This window comes from Streptomyces sp. NRRL F-5727, from assembly GCF_000719555.1.
Taxonomy (GTDB): Bacteria; Actinomycetota; Actinomycetes; order Streptomycetales; family Streptomycetaceae; genus Streptomyces.
On the sequence record NZ_JOGX01000027.1, the window covers coordinates 1 to 15,723 of the forward strand.

The 15,723-nt window shown below is 73.4% G+C and carries 16 protein-coding genes and 1 pseudogene; 6 read left to right on the forward strand and 11 right to left on the reverse strand.

The window, feature by feature from the left end:
• Nucleotides 1-141: 141 nt before the first annotated feature.
• From IF73_RS0119290 to IF73_RS0119305, 4 genes are read right to left on the reverse strand one after another with little or no spacing between them, the layout of a single operon-like run.
• Nucleotides 142-807 carry a response regulator gene (locus IF73_RS0119290; protein ID WP_031009618.1) on the reverse strand — a complete coding sequence of 222 codons (666 nt, stop codon included), beginning with the start codon at nucleotides 805-807 and terminating at the stop codon, nucleotides 142-144.
• The gene (locus IF73_RS0119295; RefSeq protein WP_037879736.1) at nucleotides 804-2,030 is read right to left on the reverse strand and encodes a sensor histidine kinase; all 1,227 of its coding nucleotides are present in this window, start codon (nucleotides 2,028-2,030) and stop codon (nucleotides 804-806) included. Before IF73_RS0119295 ends, IF73_RS0119290 begins: the two co-directional genes overlap by 4 nt.
• Before the next feature lie 54 nt (nucleotides 2,031-2,084).
• Nucleotides 2,085-2,867, reverse strand: a complete 783-nt coding sequence (locus IF73_RS0119300) for an ABC transporter permease (RefSeq protein WP_031009622.1) — start codon at nucleotides 2,865-2,867, stop codon at nucleotides 2,085-2,087.
• Nucleotides 2,864-3,769 (reverse strand): ABC transporter ATP-binding protein, encoded by a 906-nt coding sequence (locus tag IF73_RS0119305; protein ID WP_031009623.1) that lies wholly within the window; start codon nucleotides 3,767-3,769, stop codon nucleotides 2,864-2,866. Before IF73_RS0119305 ends, IF73_RS0119300 begins: the two co-directional genes overlap by 4 nt.
• A gap of 145 nt (nucleotides 3,770-3,914) precedes the next feature.
• Here IF73_RS0119305 and IF73_RS41465 point away from each other — a divergent pair.
• Nucleotides 3,915-4,454 (forward strand): annotated as a pseudogene (locus IF73_RS41465) (GNAT family N-acetyltransferase); the annotation flags it as partial.
• Between the two features lie 222 nt (nucleotides 4,455-4,676).
• Nucleotides 4,677-5,042, forward strand: a complete 366-nt coding sequence (locus tag IF73_RS42050; protein ID WP_324616092.1) for a GNAT family N-acetyltransferase — start codon at nucleotides 4,677-4,679, stop codon at nucleotides 5,040-5,042.
• 12 nt (nucleotides 5,043-5,054) lie between these two features.
• Here IF73_RS42050 and IF73_RS0119320 read toward each other — a convergent pair whose 3' ends face one another.
• Genes IF73_RS0119320 through IF73_RS0119345 form a run of 6 tightly spaced genes read right to left on the reverse strand, consistent with a single transcriptional unit; the run spans nucleotide 5,055 to nucleotide 12,024 of the window.
• Nucleotides 5,055-6,509: a type IV secretory system conjugative DNA transfer family protein gene (locus IF73_RS0119320; protein WP_031009626.1), complete on the reverse strand. Its 1,455-nt coding sequence runs from the start codon at nucleotides 6,507-6,509 to the stop codon at nucleotides 5,055-5,057.
• A gap of 1 nt (nucleotide 6,510) precedes the next feature.
• Complete coding sequence (locus IF73_RS0119325) at nucleotides 6,511-7,908, reverse strand: ATP-binding protein (RefSeq protein ID WP_031009627.1); 1,398 nt, start codon at nucleotides 7,906-7,908, stop codon at nucleotides 6,511-6,513.
• Nucleotides 7,909-7,928: 20 nt separating this feature from the next.
• On the reverse strand, nucleotides 7,929-9,482 hold the full coding sequence (locus tag IF73_RS0119330) for an SCO6880 family protein (protein ID WP_031009629.1): 1,554 nt from the start codon (nucleotides 9,480-9,482) through the stop codon (nucleotides 7,929-7,931).
• Nucleotides 9,479-10,849, reverse strand: coding sequence for a membrane protein (locus IF73_RS0119335; RefSeq protein WP_031009631.1), 1,371 nt, complete (start codon nucleotides 10,847-10,849; stop codon nucleotides 9,479-9,481). Before IF73_RS0119335 ends, IF73_RS0119330 begins: the two co-directional genes overlap by 4 nt.
• Complete coding sequence (locus IF73_RS0119340; protein ID WP_031009633.1) at nucleotides 10,839-11,663, reverse strand: hypothetical protein; 825 nt, start codon at nucleotides 11,661-11,663, stop codon at nucleotides 10,839-10,841. The genes IF73_RS0119335 and IF73_RS0119340 overlap by 11 nt, the downstream gene beginning before the upstream one ends.
• A 52-nt stretch (nucleotides 11,664-11,715) precedes the next feature.
• Nucleotides 11,716-12,024 carry a hypothetical protein gene (locus IF73_RS0119345; protein ID WP_030495498.1) on the reverse strand — a complete coding sequence of 103 codons (309 nt, stop codon included), beginning with the start codon at nucleotides 12,022-12,024 and terminating at the stop codon, nucleotides 11,716-11,718.
• A gap of 339 nt (nucleotides 12,025-12,363) precedes the next feature.
• On the opposite strand from IF73_RS0119345, the gene IF73_RS0119350 reads away from it, so the two are divergent.
• Together IF73_RS0119350 and IF73_RS0119355 are read left to right on the forward strand one after the other, a co-directional pair.
• Nucleotides 12,364-13,404 carry an NlpC/P60 family protein gene (locus IF73_RS0119350; protein ID WP_031009635.1) on the forward strand — a complete coding sequence of 347 codons (1,041 nt, stop codon included), beginning with the start codon at nucleotides 12,364-12,366 and terminating at the stop codon, nucleotides 13,402-13,404.
• Between the two features lie 207 nt (nucleotides 13,405-13,611).
• On the forward strand, nucleotides 13,612-14,343 hold the full coding sequence (locus IF73_RS0119355) for a phosphatase PAP2 family protein (protein WP_031009637.1): 732 nt from the start codon (nucleotides 13,612-13,614) through the stop codon (nucleotides 14,341-14,343).
• Here IF73_RS0119355 and IF73_RS41470 read toward each other — a convergent pair.
• Nucleotides 14,340-14,516 carry a hypothetical protein gene (locus IF73_RS41470; RefSeq protein WP_199806672.1) on the reverse strand — a complete coding sequence of 59 codons (177 nt, stop codon included), beginning with the start codon at nucleotides 14,514-14,516 and terminating at the stop codon, nucleotides 14,340-14,342. The genes IF73_RS0119355 and IF73_RS41470 overlap by 4 nt on opposite strands.
• Nucleotides 14,517-14,599: 83 nt before the next feature.
• Here IF73_RS41470 and IF73_RS0119365 point away from each other — a divergent pair, with 83 nt between their 5' ends.
• Nucleotides 14,600-15,427 carry a hypothetical protein gene (locus tag IF73_RS0119365; RefSeq protein ID WP_031009638.1) on the forward strand — a complete coding sequence of 276 codons (828 nt, stop codon included), beginning with the start codon at nucleotides 14,600-14,602 and terminating at the stop codon, nucleotides 15,425-15,427.
• A gap of 119 nt (nucleotides 15,428-15,546) precedes the next feature.
• Nucleotides 15,547-15,714 (forward strand): hypothetical protein, encoded by a 168-nt coding sequence (locus IF73_RS41475; protein ID WP_199806676.1) that lies wholly within the window; start codon nucleotides 15,547-15,549, stop codon nucleotides 15,712-15,714.
• Nucleotides 15,715-15,723: the final 9 nt, after the last annotated feature.

The following is a 15,723-nucleotide window of genomic DNA, read 5'->3' on the forward strand; positions in this document are numbered from 1 at the left end:
GTACTGCAGGGGGGACCCTGTGGGAGAGTAGGACGCCGCCGAACAATCATTGTGGGAAAGCCCCGCACCTTCTGGTGCGGGGCTTTTCTGCGTTCCGGGCACATGCGGTGGGGCATTCACCGGGACCGGGGCCCGGGGCCTCTAGGCCGGCTTCACCAGGTGGGTGTCGTAGGCCAGGATGACGGCTTGGACGCGGTCTCTCGCTCCCGTCTTGGCGAGTATGCGGCCCACGTGGGTCTTCACCGTGGACTCCGCGAGGTGCAGGCGTTCGGCGATCTCCGTGTTGGTCCAGCCTTGGCCTATGACCGTGAGGATCTCGCGTTCGCGGTCCGTCAGGGTGGTCAGGCGGGGGTCCTCCGGGGTGGGGCCGGTGCCGGGGGCGGGCAGGTGGTGGACGTAGGTGTCGAGGAGGCGGCGGGTGAGGCTGGGGGCGACGACCGCGTCGCCGGCGGCCACCGCGCGGATGCCGGCGAGGAGTTCCTCCGGCTGGGCGTCCTTCACCAGGAAGCCGCTCGCGCCGGCCCGGAGGCCGTCGTAGGCGTACTCGTCGAGGTCGAACGTGGTGATGATGAGGACGCGGGTGCGGGCGCCCGCGGCGATGATGCGGCGGGTGGCCTCGATGCCGTCGAGGCCCGGCATGCGGATGTCCATCAGGACCACGTCCGGATGGTGGGCGGCGACCTGGCGGACGGCCTCGGTGCCGTTGGCGGCCTCTCCGACGACCGTCATGTCGTCCTGGCTCTCCAGGAGCATGCGGAAGCCGAAGCGCTGCATCGGCTGGTCGTCGGCGATCAGAACCGTCGTCACGGGCGGTGTTCCTCCGGGGTGGTGGGGATGCGGAGCCGTACCTGCCAGCCGGCGCCGTCCGGCAGGGGGCCGGAGTCGAGTGTGCCGTCGTACAGCGCCGCGCGCTCGCGCATTCCGGTGAGGCCCTGTCCCTGCCCGGGGGTGGCGGGCGGGGTGCCCGTGTCGGTGACGGTGACCAGGACGGCGTCCGGACCGGCCGCCACGCGGACAGTGGCGGTCGCCGCCGGGCCCGCGTGCTTGAGGGTGTTCGTCAGGGACTCCTGGACCACCCGGTAGACCGTCAGCTGGGCGCCCGGCGGCAGCGGCGGGAGCGGTGCGGGCAGCTCCGCGGCGACCGGCAGGCCCGCCTTCCGTACGCCCTCCAGGAGGGATCCCAGGTCCTCCAGGGTCGGCTGGGGGGTGCGGTCGGCGGCCGGGGTGTCGTCGGGGGCGGACAGGACGCCCAGGAGGCGGCGGAGTTCGTCCAGGGCCTGGCGGCTGGTGGTGCCGATCGCGTCCAGGGCCTGCGCGGCCCGCTCGGGGCTCTTCGCCGCCGCGTACCGGCCGCCGTCCGCGAGGCCGGTGATGACCGAGAGGTTGTGGCCGATGATGTCGTGCATCTCGCGGGCGATCCGGGCCCGTTCGGCGGCCGCCGCCAGCCGGACCTCCTGGTCCCGCTCGATCTCCAGTCGGCGGGCCCGGTCCACCAGGCTCGCGGTGTGGTCGCGGCGGGAGCGGACCGTGATGCCGATCAGGGCCACGATCACGTACGCCCACAGGATCGGCACCACGTGCTGGTCCCACCGGTCGCCGTCGAAGCGGAGGCCGCCGACGAGCACCGGCGGCACCAGGAGGGCGAAGGCCCACAGCAGGCGGCGCGGCGGGCGGGTCAGGGCGATGTGGAAGAGCGGCAGGGCCTGGAGGAACGCGGCCTGGAGGAAGGCGCCCGACGCCTCGCTGAGAAGGGCCGCCGGCGCCATCACGGCGAGGACCGCGGTGGGCCGGCGCCGGCGCGCGTACAGGGGGAGGGAGAGGGCCAGGCTGAGGACGACGATCAGACCGGACGGGAGCGAGGGGTCCCGGGCCACGTTCCGCCAGCCGCCCGCCGCGTCCACCAGGGCCGCGGTCGTCCAGCCGAGCGTCAGCGCGGTGTCCCAGAGCCAGGGGCGGGCCGCGTCCACCGCCCGGACGCGGGCGGTGAGCTGCTGCGTCCACCGGCTGGGTGCCGTCGTCTCCGTCGTCACCTCGTCATCATCCCCGTCCTCGCCCCTGTGCTCATCCCTGTCTTCATCCCGTCCTCAGCCCCTCACGTCCCGGCGCCTGAGCACCAGCGCGGGGGCGGTGAGCGCCGCCGCGGCCCACAGGGCGAGGGCGAGCAGGGCGGCGCCGGCGGAGGGGGCGTCCGGGAGCGGGGTCGCCGAGCCGAGGACGCCGGCGGCCTGGGTGGGGAAGTGGCGCACGGCGGTGTCGACGGCGTCGTACGGCAGCATCCCGATGACCTCCGGGAGGACGAGGACGCCGCCGATGAACGCGCCGAGCGCGCCGGGGACCGAGCGGAGCGCGGCGCCGAGGCCGAGGGCGAGGAGCGAGAGCAGGGTGAGGCCGGCCGCGTTGCCGGCGAGGGCGCCGAGGACGCCGTCGTCGGTGAGGGCGGCGGCCTGGTCGGTGTCGCCGAGGAAGACCTGGGCGGTGAGGAAGGTCGTCAGGTTGGTCGCCAGGCAGAGGACGAACACGGTGGCGCCGAGGACCGCGGCCTTCGCCCACAGCACCGGCAGCCGCCGCGGGACGGCCGTGAAGGTGGCGCGGGCGAGACCGGAGGAGTACTCGCCGGCGGTGACCAGGATGCCGAGGACGGCGAGGCAGACGCCGCCCAGCTGGGAGCCGAAGAGGGTGAGGACGACGGTGTCGACGTCCGAGTCGCCGCCGTCGGAGGTGTACGTGGTGCCCATCAGGACGCCGACGCCGAGGACGAGGACGACCGACGACAGGACCGTGATCCAGGTCGAGCGGAGCGTCCACAGCTTGTGCCACTCGGAGCGGAGCACGCGGGACGGGGTGACTGCGGAGGAGGTCGTGGTCACGCGGGGGCTCCCTGGTACTCGACGGAGTCGTGGGTGAGGTCCATGAACGCCTGCTCCAGGGAGGCGGTCTCGGGGGTGAGGGCGTGGAGTTCGACGGCGTGGGCGGCGGCGATCCGGCCGATCGCGGGCGCGTCCAGGCCGGTGACCCGGAGGGCGCCGGGGCCTTCGTCGGTGGTGCGGGCGGGGGCCGGGAGGAGGGTGCGGAGGCGGTCGGCGTCGGGGGAGACGACGAGGACGGAGGCGGCGCCGGCGTCCCGGACCAGGTCGGCGACGGTGGTGTCGGCGAGCAGCCGGCCCTTGCCGATGACGACGAGCCGGTCGGCGGTCAGGGCCATCTCGCTCATCAGGTGCGAGGAGACGAGGACCGTACGGCCCTCGGCGGCGAGCTCCCTGAGGAGGGTGCGGACCCAGCGGACGCCCTCCGGGTCGAGGCCGTTGACGGGCTCGTCGAGGACGACGGCGGCCGGGTCGCCGAGGAGGGCGGCGGCGATGCCGAGGCGCTGGCCCATGCCGAGCGAGAAGCCCTTCACGCGGCGCCCGGCGACCTCGGTGAGGCCGGTGACGCCGAGGACGTGCTCGACGCGGGTCCGCGGGATGCCGTGGGTGTGGGCGAGGGCCATCAGGTGGTGGAAGGCGGTGCGGCCGGGGTGGAAGGAGCGGGCGTCGAGGAGGGCGCCGACCCGGGTGAGCGGTGCCGGGTGGGCGGCGTACGCGCGGCCGTCGACGGTCGCGGTGCCGTGGGTCGGGGCGTCGAGGCCGAGGATCATGCGCAAAGTGGTGGACTTTCCGGCGCCGTTGGGGCCGAGGAAGCCGGTCACGGTGCCGGGGCGGACGGTGAACGAGAGGTCCCGGACGACGGTGCGGTCGCCGTACCGCTTGGTGAGTCGCTCTGCTCGGATCATGCTGTCGACGCTACGGAGCGGGCGGGCCGCGGACGTCCGACCGTGGTCGGCAGTGGGCAGGGCGGTGTCGTACCGGGGTACGACGTACCGCCCTGAGCTGGGAATCTCCCTTGTGGACGGGGGTGGTGGCGGGTGAGGATGCCGCATGAGCCTCGTGATCCGAACCGTCCTGGCCGACGAGTGGGAGAAGGTGCGCGAGCTGCGGCTCGCCGCGCTGCAGGACCCCGTCGCGCACCTCGCCTTCCTGGAGACCCACGAGGACGCCGTCGCGCGTCCGGACGACTTCTGGAGGGAGCGGACGGCGAACGGCTCGACGACCGGTGCCGGGCGGGTGCGGCAGTTCGTCGCCGAGGCGCCCGACGGGCGGTGGGTGGGCACGGTGACGGTGCTCGTCGAAAGGCCCACGGACGAGGTGCGGTTCGGCGACCCGGCGAAGGTCGACCAGACCCATGTGGTGGGCGTCTACGTGCGGCCCGAGGTGCGCGGCAGCGGCGCGATCGACGCGCTGTTCCGGGCGGCCGTGGAGTGGTCGTGGACCGTGGCGGGGATCCGGCGCGTCCGGCTGTACGTGCACGAGGAGAACGCCCGCGCCGCCGCCTTCTACCGCCGCTTCGGCTTCGTCCCGTCCGGCGAGCGGGTCCCGGTGCCGGGTGACACGGGCGCGTACGAGGTCGAGTACGAGCTGCTGCCGCCGTCGACGGCCCGGCACGGCGGGCACGTGGTCCGGGCGATCCGCTCCGACGAGTGGGAGCGGGTGCGCGAGCTGCGGCTGGCCGCGCTGCGGGACCCGCTGGCGCCGCTCGCCTTCGTGGAGTCGTACGAGGAGGCGGAGGCCCGTCCGGACGGCTTCTGGCAGGAGCGGGCCGAGGGCGGCTCGGAGGACCGGGGCGGCCGGATCCGGCAGTTCGTGGCCGAGGCGCCGGACGGGAGCTGGGCGGGCACGGTGACCGTGTTCGTGGAGCTGCCCGAGGACGGGAGGAGCCTGTTCGGCGACGAGGTGACGGTGCCGCAGGTGGACGTGGTGGGGGTGTACGTCCGTCCCGAGGCGCGGGCGAGCGGCCTGGTGGACGCGCTGTTCACGACCGCTCTGGAGTGGGTGTGGGCGCGGGACGAGGGCATCGAGCGGGCGCGGCTGTACGTCCACGAGGAGAACGTCCGGGCGGCGGCCGCGTACCGGCGGCTCGGGTTCGTGGCGACCGGCGGCCGGGCGGACACGGTCGGCTCGGGCGAGCCGCACGACCTGGAGTACGTGCTGGAGCGGCCCGCCCGGTAGGCCGGGCGGAACCTAGTGGAGTGAGCGCTCGGGCCAGCGGGTGCGGGCCTGTTCGGGGGAGCGCATCAGGGCCAGGGTGGGGAGGCCGCGGGCCGGGCCGTCGGCGAGCAGGGCCGGCAGGCCGGGGAGCGGGGCGACGGCGGCGACGTCGTCGAGCACCAGCGTCAGTGGTGGGTCGAGCCGACCGTCGGATGACCGTGCGGCCATGCGGCGGCCGTGCTCGACCACGTGCGACGCGAGCGCGGTGAGGAGGGGCATCGCGCCCGGGTGGGTGCGCGGATCCTCGATCGGCTCGCCCACCACGTAGAGGGTGCCCCCTTCGGCGAGGAAAGATGCCAGGGCCAGCGAATCCGTTCGATTCGGGGTGCACGCCTCGCGGATGTGGACCGTGGAGAAGGCGGAGAACGCACGGGCCGTCAGTTCCTGGGCCAGGCGGCGGGTTTCGGGGTGGGCGGTGAGTGCCGCTTCGAGGAGGCCGGCGAGGCCGGAGGCGGCCTTGGGGTGGCCGCGGAGGATCCGTACCGGCTCGTGGGCGTCGGCGCCCTGGGCCCAGCGGTGGACCTGGCGCACCGGGCGGCCGTCCACGGCGGCGGCGTGCAGCCAGCAGCGCAGGAGCGTTTCCGCGGTGTCGGCCGTGGCCGCGTCGAGCCGGGCGTGCGGGCGGACCGGGGCGAGCAGCGCGGCGGCGCGGGTCTGGGCGGTGTCCGGGTCGGCGCACTCCTCGGCCGGGGACCAGTGGAGACGGGCCGGGGTGTCGCAGAGGTGGCCGGGGTCGTAGACGAGGACCGGGCCGAGTTTGCCGCGTACGTCCTTGGTGTCGGCCCAGACGGTGGGGTCGGAGGTGACGACCAGGACGGGCCCCTCGGCGTCGCGGACGGCCTGGACGGCGAGGGGTCGGCGGGTCTCGGGCGGGCCGTAGACAGTGCCGGGTTCTATCGCGGGTCCCGGTTCCGGTGCCGGTGCAGGCACCGGAGGCTGCGGCTGCGGCTGCGGCTGTTCCTGTGCGGTCTGCGGCGGGATGTGCCGTTCGGGCGTCGGGGGCGGGGTCTTCTGGAGGGGTACGGGGGAGGGCGCCGGGGCCGGGTCGGGCGCCGGCGCGTACGCATCCGCCCTGCGCTGCGCGCGGACCGCCCGCCAGCGGGCGTAGGTGCCGAGGAGGAAGACCGCGAGGACGGCGAGGACCATCGCCTGGCCGATGACCAGGCCCCAGAAGAGGCCGTAGCCGGAGAGCTGGCCCGGCGGGGTGTCCGGCCAGGCCGCGGGGAGGTCGGTCGGGGCGGTGACCAGGGCGCGGAGGGCCGGCGGGGTGCGGGTGAGCTCCACCCCGTCGGGCCAGGCGCCGTGCGCGAGCAGCCCCGCCAGGCCGGTCGCGGACCAGACGAGCAGGGAGGCGCCGAGGATCAGGGCGAAGAGCCCGATCAGGAATCCGTCGGAGACGCCGCCCTGCCTCTGCCGTGCCTCGGTCACGTCACGCCACCGTCGACTGGGGGTTGTCGTCCAGCTGACGTTCCATCATCAGTGCGCGCTGCTCGGTCTCCCACTCCAGCTCCGGGTCGGCGGGGCCGGAGGACTCGGTCATGGCGCGGTCGGTGTAGACGAGCGGGCGTTCCCGTTCGGTGATGAGGTGTTTGACCACCTGCACGTTGCCGTTGACGTCCCAGACGGCGATGCCGGGGGTGAGGGTCGGGATGATCTCGACGGCCCAGCGGGGCAGGCCGAGGACCCGGCCGGTGTTGCGGGCCTCGTCGGCCTTCTGGGCGTAGACGGTCCGGGTCGAGGCCATCTTGAGGATCGCCGCCGCCTCCTTGGCCGCCGCTCCGTCGACGACGTCGGAGAGGTGGTGGACGACCGCGACGAAGGACAGGCCGAGGCGGCGGCCGAACTTGAGCAGGCGCTGGAACAGCTGGGCCACGAACGGGCTGTTGATGATGTGCCACGCCTCCTCGACGAGGAAGATGCGCTTCTTCCGGTCGGGGCGGATCCAGGTGTGCTCCAGCCACACGCCGACGATCGCCATGAGGATGGGCATGGCGATGGAGTTCCGGTCGATGTGGGAGAGGTCGAAGACGATCAGGGGCGCGTCGAGGTCGATGCCGACCGTGGTCGGGCCGTCGAACATGCCGCGCAGGTCGCCGTCGACCAGCCGGTCGAGGACGAGGGCGACGTCCAGGCCCCAGGCCCGTACGTCGTCTATGTCGACGTTCATCGCCTCCGCCGACTCGGCCTCCGGGTGGCGCAGGCGCTCGACGATGTCGGTGAGGATCGGCTGGCGGTCGGAGATGTGCTCGTTGACGTGGGCGTGGGCGACCTTCAGCGCGAAGCCGGAGCGCTCGTCGAGGCCGTGGCCCATCGCCACCTCGATGATGGTGCGCAGCAGGGCGAGCTGGCCGGTGGTGGTGATGGCGGGGTCGAGCGGGTTGAGGCGGATCCCGGAGTCGTTGGCGACCATGGGGTCCAGGCGGATGGGGGTTATCCCCAGCTCCTGGGCGATGAGGTTCCACTCGCCGACGCCGTCCTCGCCCTGGGCGTCGAGGACGACGACCTGCCGGTCGCGGAAGCGGAGCTGGCGGAGCACGTACGTCTTCTCCAGCGCGGACTTGCCGTTGCCGGACTCGCCGAGGACGAGCCAGTGGGGGGCGGGGAGCTGCTGCCCGTACAGCTGGAAGGGGTCGTAGACGTAGCCCTTGCCGCTGTAGACCTCGCGGCCGATGATCACGCCGGAGTCGCCGAGGCCGGGGGCGGCGGTCGGCAGGTAGACGGCCTGGGCCTGTCCGGTGGAGGTGCGCACGGGCAGGCGGGTGGTCTCCACCTTGCCGAGGACGAAGGAGGTGAAGGCTTCGGTGAGGACGGACAGCGGATCTCGCATCGGTCGGTGCCCCTTCGGCCCTAGCGGCGGATGCCGGTCGCGAACGGCAGGGTGTTCACAAAGGCCCGGTGGTGCTCGCGGTCGCACCACTCCAGCTTGAGGTACGACTTGCCGGCGGAGGCCCTGATCGTGCGCTTGTCGCGGGCCAGGGCCTCGGGCGAGCGCGCCGATACGGTGATGTACCCGACGAGGTTGACGCCTGCCGCGCCGCTGGCGAGATCTTCACCCCGCTGGTCGAGCCGGCCGTGGGCGGCGATGTCGCGGGGGTCGACGGTGCGGTTCATCTTGGCCTGGCGGGACGCCTCGGCCTCGTCGTTGGTCTTCTCGGTGAGCATGCGCTCGATCGCGACCTCGGTGGGCTCCAGGTCCATGGTGACGGCGACGGTGCGGATGACGTCGGGGGTGTGGACGAGGAGCGGGGCGAGGAAGTTCACGCCGACCGGGGTCATGGGCCACTCCTTGACCCAGGCGGTGGCGTGGCACCAGGGGGCGCGGGTGGAGGACTCGCGGGTCTTGGCCTGGAGGTAGGTGGCCTCCATGGCGTCGAGTTCGGCGGGCCAAGCGTTTCGTTTCGTCATGGCCTGGATGTGGTCGATCGGGTGGTCCGGGTCGTACATGGAGTGGACCAGGGAGGCGAGCCGGGACTGGCCGAGGGGCTGGCGGACCCGGATGTCGGCCTCGGTGAGGCGGGCGCAGATGTCGGTGAGCTCGCGGGCCATGACGACGGCGAGGCCGCCGTCGCGGTCGAGGCGGCGGGCGCCGGTGGCGTGCTTGGTGGCGTGGGCCATGGCGTTGGCCTCGGCGGCGAGGTCGCGCGTGTAGTGCATGCAGGCGACGAGGTAGGCGCGGTGCTGCTCGCTGGAGGTGGAGACCATGGACTGGAGCTGGTCGTACGACTCCTGGAGCCAGGCGGGCGCGGTCGGGTCGCCGCGCTGGGCGACGTCCTTGGCGTGGGCGTCGGGGTCGGCGGGGAGGGTGCGGGCCAGCATCTGGAGGCGGGTGACGAAGCCGTCGCCGTTGGCGACGTGCTTGAGGAGGGTGCCGAAGCGGTCGACGAGGGCCTCCTGGTCCTCGGAGTCGCGCAGGCCGACGCCGGGGCCCTCGATCTCGATGGCGGCGGTGACGGTGCGGCGGTCCGCGTGGAGGAGGACGGCGATCTCGTCGGGGCCGAAGGGGGCGGAGAGCCAGCTGACGCGGCCGATGCCGGGCGGCGGGCCGACCTCGACCTCGCGGCCGTCGAGGCGGGTGCCGGCCTCGACGGCGGCGGAGCGGTAGGCGGTGCCGCGCTTGAGCATCCGCTTGTAGCTGCGGTTGATCTCGAACCACTTGTAGAAGGTGCGCTGCTTGTACGGGAGGTACACGGCGGCGATGGCGAGCATGGGCAGGCCGGCGAGGAGCGCGATCCGCAGGGGGAGGAGGGGGATGAGGAGCCCGCTCATCATGCCGAGGAAGGCGCCGGCGACGATCAGGGCGATCTCGCCGGTCTCGCGGTTCTTGCCGACGATCGCGTTCGGCCGGGCGCGGCCGATGAGATACGTGCGGCGGGGCGTGACCGGCTGGGACGGGGTCGTCAACGCCCTGCACCTCCAGAGTTCTTGCGGTTGCTGTGCGGGGTTCCCGCGGTGGGGCTGCTGCTGCGGGGCGGGGGCGTGGCGCCGTTGCCCTGGGGGGTGCGGCTGCTGTGGGCCGCGACGCCGCCGGAGAGCTGGTTCGCGGGGCGGGGGGCGGCGGAGGAGGGGGCCTGGCCGCCGCCGGATCCGCTGTCGCGGGTGCTGTGGGTCTTGATGCCCTGGGAGACGAGGGAGGCGGGGGAGGAGATGACGGCCGCGGCCGCGTTCTCCCCGGCGCGGTGGAGGCGGTTGTTGCGGGAGGCGACGATCTCGTCGCCGAAGCCGGGCACGAAGCGGTAGATCATCGCGGAGGCGAAGATGGCGAGCAGGATGATCGCGAGGCCGGAGACGACGGCGGAGAAGGAGTCGGGTCCGGTGCCGGAGGAGAGGGCGCCGGCCAGGCCGAGGACGATCACGATGATCGGCTTGACCAGGATGACGGCGATCATGATGCCGGCCCAGCGGCGGACGTGGCCCCACATGTTCTTGTCGACGAGGCCGGAGTAGACGACGACGCCGAGGAGGGCGCCGACGTAGAGGAGCACGGCGCGGAGGAAGAGCTCCAGGTAGAGCACGCCGGCGGCGAGGACGGTGACCAGGCTGACGATGATCAGCATGATCGGTCCGCCGCTGATGGAGTCGCCCTTCTGGAGGGCCTGCTTGAACGCGCCGAAGAAGACGTCGGTCTGCTGCCCGGTGCCGGAGGCGATGACCTCGGTGACGGCGTCGGTGGCGTTGACGACGGTGTAGAGGATCAGCGGGGTGAAGGCGGAGGCGAGGACGGTCAGCCAGAGGAAGCCGATGGCCTCGGAGAAGGCGGTGGTGAGCGGCACGCCGCGCATGGCGCGCTTGGCGACGGCGAGCAGCCAGAGGAGGAGGGTGAGGAAGGTGGCGGCGGCGAAGACGACGGCGTACCGGGCGAGGAACTCGGTGTTCGTGAAGTCGACCTCGGCGGTCTCCTTCACGGCCTTGGAGAGGTAGTCGACGATGGCGACGGCGGCGTCGGCGCATCCGCGCGCGAGCGAGGAGAGGGGGTCGAGGGCGGAGGCGGGGTCGTTGACCGTGCCGGAGGAGGAGCCTCCGCCGCCGGTGCCACCGGTGCCCTGCCCTTCGCAGTAGTCCCGGGCCGTGTCGCTGAGCAGCTCGCAGGGGTTGGTGCTGGCCCCCGGCGTGGGAGTGGCGGCTCCCGACGGTGTGGCGCCCGACGGCGTGGCGCCGGGTGTCGGGGTGGGAGCGGCGACGGCTCTGCCCGCGAGGAGGACGACGGCGACCTGGGCGGAGCCCAGGACGGCGGCGGCGCGGGTGAGGAGGGCGGCGGGCCTACCGGGCATAGGTGAAGCCTCCGAACTGTTCGACGGCGTCCGCCATGTCCTGGGCCGAGGAGGCCCGCTGGTCGCGGCCGACCGGGACCGGGCCGTCCTTCTGGCGGACGTCGGTGATCTTCCAGTCGCCGCCGGTCCAGAGGAGCTCGTAGGTCTTGGTGTACCAGGCTTCGGAGACCGGGTTCCTCGACTCCTCGCCGGCGAGCCCGAACAGGTACGAGTGCCAGACGGACACCGTCGCCCGGTCACCCGCGTACGACTCCACCTTGGTCCCCACGGGGATGGTCCGGGCGACGAAGGTGAGCCCCTGGGGGGCCGTGCCGTCCTCCTGGAGGCCCATGCGGGCGAGGAGCGCCTTGTCGCCGTACCCCTTGTCGAGGTCGGCGACGCGGGCGTCGGCCACCTCGGGGGCGTACACCGCGCGGATCAGGGCCTCGCGGGGGCCCTTCTGGTACATGTCCGTGGAGCCCAGGGCCGTCGCGTAGTTGGCGGCGGCGCTCTGGGCGCCTTGTTCGTCGTGGGCGTAGCCGGTGGGGACGGTGCCGTCGTGGCCGGTGACCGGGCGGGTGCCGGTGGGGGCGGTGGCGGCCTTGCCGGGGGTGCCGGTGGAGGGCGACGGGCCCTCCGGCCCGTCGCCGCCCCGGTTGGCGAAGGCGATGGCGGCGACGAGCAGCACGACCACGCCCACGGCCATGAGCAGGGAGCGGGAGCCGCGGGCGGGGCGGCGGGTGCCGCCGTGGACGTCACCGGTGTTGCCCTCGGGCAGGCGGGTACGGGTCTGGCCCGAGCCGCCGTAGCCGTCGTGCTCGTCGCCGGGACTCATGCCGGGTACGCCCCCTCGTTCGTTCGTGGGTGGGACCGCAGATGACGTGCGGTCAGATCGCCATTCCGTAGACGATGGTGAAGAGGGTTCCGAGGGAGCCGATGATGAAGACGCCGGTGAGGCCGGCGACGATCAGGCCCTTGCCCTGTTCGGCGCTGAAGGTGTCGCGGAGCGCGGTCGCGCCGATGCGCTGCTTGGCCGCGCCCCAGATGGCGATGCCGAGGCAGAGCAGGATGGCCACGGCCATCACGACCTCGATCATGATCTTCGCTTCGGCGCCCAGGCTCCCGAAAGGACCCCAGTTCGGGGCGATTCCACCGATGATGGTGGTGATGTCGCCCTTCTCGGCCGCCAGGTACATATAACTCACCGCCCCTGTCGGGTCGTTGGTCACCCCTGCCGGACGGCATGGGTCATCGCCACTATCTTCGCTGATGAAACCGCTCGCGTGTGACGGCTTGGCGGCTCTCTTTACCCGATCCCCGTACATGTGACCGGTTCGACCGTCTTGACCTGCGGCGGTGCGACCGGATTCCATGCGAAGAAGCGTATGGTCACTCTGTGTATCACGGAGGGTGACTCCGGGCAATGATTGTCGTTGTTGCACTCTTGGGGCCGCGTCGGGCACGCGCCGTCCCCAGGGGAGGGCGCCCCGCCTAGACTTGCGTCGCGGGGCGTACTGCCAGGAGCCGAGGGGTGGTTGACGGTGCGTAGGGCGGGCAAGGCGTGGCTGCTGACCGGCGGGGCCTTCGGGGTCTGCGCCGGATTCCTGGCCCTGCTGCTGGTCGGCACGTACGCGGCGGCGGCCGGCTTCCTCGGCGGCGCGGGTTCGGCGGCGACCGGCACGGTGGCGCTGGCCAAGGGCGCGGTGCCGACGATGTACCAGGGCCTCGTCCAGCGCTGGGGCAACCTCTGCCCGGCCATCAACCCGGCGCTCCTCGCGGCGCAGCTGTACCAGGAGAGCGGCTGGAACCCGCGCGCGGTGTCGCCGGCGAACGCCCGGGGCATCGCGCAGTTCATCCCCGGCACCTGGGCCAGCCACGGCGTCGACGGCGACGGCGACGGCGACAAGGACATCTGGGACCCGCAGGACGCGATCCCCTCGGCGGCCTCGTACGACTGCGCGCTGGCCGGATACGTGCGCAAGGTGCCCGGCGACCCGGCGAGCAACATGCTGGCCGCGTACAACGCGGGCGCCTACGCCGTCATCAAGTACCGGGGCGTCCCGCCGTACCGCGAGACGCAGAACTACGTGCGGATCATCCGGTCCCTGGAGAAGAGCTTCGCCCGCCCGCAGGGCCGGGTGGCGCCCTCGCAGCAGGCGGCGGGCGCGATCCACTTCGCGCAGGGGAAGCTGGGCACCCCGTATCTGTGGGGCGGGACGGGCACGGCGGCGCAGGGCGGGCGGTTCGACTGCTCGGGCCTCACCCAGGCCGCGTACCGGGAGGTGGGGATCGAGCTGCCCCGGGTGGCCAACGACCAGTACAACGCGGGGCCGCACCCGCGCCGCGACGAGCTGCTCCCGGGCGACCTGGTCTTCTTCTCCGACGACCTGACGAACTCTCGGGCGATCCGGCACGTCGGCATCTACGTGGGCGGCGGCTACATGATCGACGCGCCGCGGACGGGGGCGGTGATCCGCTTCACCCGGATCGACACGCCCGACTACTTCGGGGCGACCCGCGTCACCAAGGACGGCGCCGCCGCCCTCCCCACCCGTTCCGCCGGGTCCCAGGCGTGATCTGACGGACCGACTGGCCGGAACTCTCCGTCAGGCACAGGCCCTGAGCTGCGGGGGAGCGTCACTCTTCGGTAACGTCATCATGATCCACGGGGGATCGCGGAACGCCCGCCTCAGCGGGGTCGTTCCCCTCATGTCCGACCACGGGGGTTGGCAGCCCGGCACATCACGGAGCCCGGCACACGAGAGAGCAAGGGGCCGCGGCAGATGGCTGAACTCGCATCGGACGGTTCCAGTCCCGACGTCGGCCTGCTGTACGACATCAACGGGCTGGCCAAGGACGCCCCCGCGTGGTTCGACCGGGTCATGGAGTTCACCGGCGAGTACGGGATCATGCTCGCGATGGTCCTGGTGGTGCTCTGGTGCTGGTGGAGCGTCCGCCGCCGCGGCACCCTCACGGACTCCGTCGCCGCCGTCGCCGCCCTCGTCTGGGCCCCGCTCGCGGCCGGCGTCGCCCTCCTGGTGAACATCCCCATCCGCGGCTTCGTCGAACGCCCCCGCCCCTTCGTGGACCACGAGGGCCTGCAGGTCCTGGTCGAGGGGAAGACCGACTACTCCTTCGTCAGCGACCACGCCACCATGGCGATGGCGATCGCCGTCGCCGTCTTCGTCGCCCACCGCCGCTTCGGCCTCGCCGCCATCGGCCTCGCCCTCGCCGAGGGCTTCGCCCGCGTCTACATGGGCGTCCACTACCCGACCGACGTCATCGGCGGCCTCGCCCTCGGTACCGCCGCGGCGCTGCTCCTCGCCCCGCTGACCCTGGCGCTGCTCACCCCGCTGGTCTCCGCCGTCGCGCGCTCGCGCCGCGGCGGGTGGCTGGTCCGCTCGCGCCGGGCCGACGCCCTCGCCGCGGTCCGCCCCGAGACGGTCGGCATCCCCGAACCCCGCCTCGGCGGCCCCGCCGACGACGACCGCGACGAGAAGGGCCTCGCCGCCTAGGTCCGTGCCTCCCGGTCGTCGTTCGCGCCGACGTGCTCCGCGGCGTCGGCGCGGGCGCGGTCGCGGGAGCGGCGGGCCGGACCCGCCCACCCGCAGGTACAGCGGGCCACGGCGAAGGAACCCCGCTCCGTCGTCGTCGTGTGATGCGGGCCGGTCGCGGACTGCTCATGCACGCCCCCACCGTACTGCGCGTGACGGCTCGCCCGTGCCGTCGTTATCCGCATCGGGAATCCAGGCTTTTGGGGGTCGACGGGCGATGGTGGTGCAGCGGTACGCGCGTCCGCGCGGGCTCGGCGGCGGGGCGCTCGCCGTCACCGCGTCCCTGGTCGCCGCGGCGGTCACCGGTTGTGCCGCCCCCCAGGACCCCGAGCGGCCGCCGGACCCGGCCGGCGCCGTGCGGGGCGCCGCCGACGCCCTGGTCCGCGCCGGCACCTCCAAGGCGTCGACCGCGATGGAGATGGCCGCCGGCGGCACCCGCGTCACCATCCGCGGCGAGGGCGGCTACGACTTCCGCACCCGCACCGGCCGGCTCCAGGTGGTCCTCCCCAAGGACGCCGCCGGCACCAGCGCGCACCGGCCGATCACCGAGCTGCTCACCCCCGGCGCCCTCTACATGAAGAACCGCGGCGCCGGCGTCCCCGCCGACAAGTGGGTACGGGTCGACACCACCACCCTCGACGACGGCAACCTGGTCACCGGCGGGGCCACCGACCCCGGCGCGGCGGCCGAGCTGCTGCGCGGGGCGCGGGACGTGACGTACGTCGGGGAGACCGAGCTCGCGGGGGTGCGGGTGCGGCACTACCGGGGCGTCGCCGACATCGGCGCGGCGGCGAAGCTGGCCGCGCCGCAGCTGCGGGGCGCGCTCGCCGCGGCGGCGAAAGGGTTCACCACCGACGCGGTGCCCTTCGACGCGTACCTCGACGGCGCCGGCCGGCTGCGCAAGGTCCGCCACCAGTTCAGCTTCAGCAACCAGGGGCGCACCGTCGCCGTCGCCTCGACGACCCTGCTCTACGGCTTCGGGACGCGGGTGACGGTGAGCCTGCCGGACGGGCGGGACATCTACGCCGGGAAGGTCGAGGTCTGACGCCCGCCGGACCGGCGCGTGGTTCGGACCATCGCCAAATGGTCCGTCCGTGTCATGCGCGGTCCGTGGCGCGATCCCTACGCTGGGACACCGACTCCGGCAGGAAGAGGTGAATGCGCGTGGCTCCGCCCGGTACCGCGACAGCGACCGCTGACCCCGACCGTGTCGCCCTGGCCGAGATAGAGCTGTGCGGCGAGCTGATCATCGCCGCCTCGGCAGCGGACGGGGAGCGGCTCAGCGCCGACCTGATCGACGAGGTCCTCCGGGTCGAACCGGTCGGCCGGTAGCCCGCCGGC

What these genes read in the sequence shown, in the direction of transcription:
- IF73_RS0119365 (WP_031009638.1), top strand. Translation starts at nt 14,600, where the DNA reads ATGGTGGTGCAGCGGTACGCGCGTCCGCGCGGGCTCGGCGGCGGGGCG.
- IF73_RS0119355 (WP_031009637.1), top strand. Translation starts at nt 13,612, where the DNA reads ATGGCTGAACTCGCATCGGACGGTTCCAGTCCCGACGTCGGCCTGCTG.
- IF73_RS0119335 (WP_031009631.1), bottom strand. Translation starts at nt 10,849, where the DNA reads ATGCCCGGTAGGCCCGCCGCCCTCCTCACCCGCGCCGCCGCCGTCCTG.
- IF73_RS0119340 (WP_031009633.1), bottom strand. Translation starts at nt 11,663, where the DNA reads ATGAGTCCCGGCGACGAGCACGACGGCTACGGCGGCTCGGGCCAGACC.
- IF73_RS0119325 (WP_031009627.1), bottom strand. Translation starts at nt 7,908, where the DNA reads ATGCGAGATCCGCTGTCCGTCCTCACCGAAGCCTTCACCTCCTTCGTC.
- IF73_RS0119305 (WP_031009623.1), bottom strand. Translation starts at nt 3,769, where the DNA reads ATGATCCGAGCAGAGCGACTCACCAAGCGGTACGGCGACCGCACCGTC.
- IF73_RS0119345 (WP_030495498.1), bottom strand. Translation starts at nt 12,024, where the DNA reads ATGTACCTGGCGGCCGAGAAGGGCGACATCACCACCATCATCGGTGGA.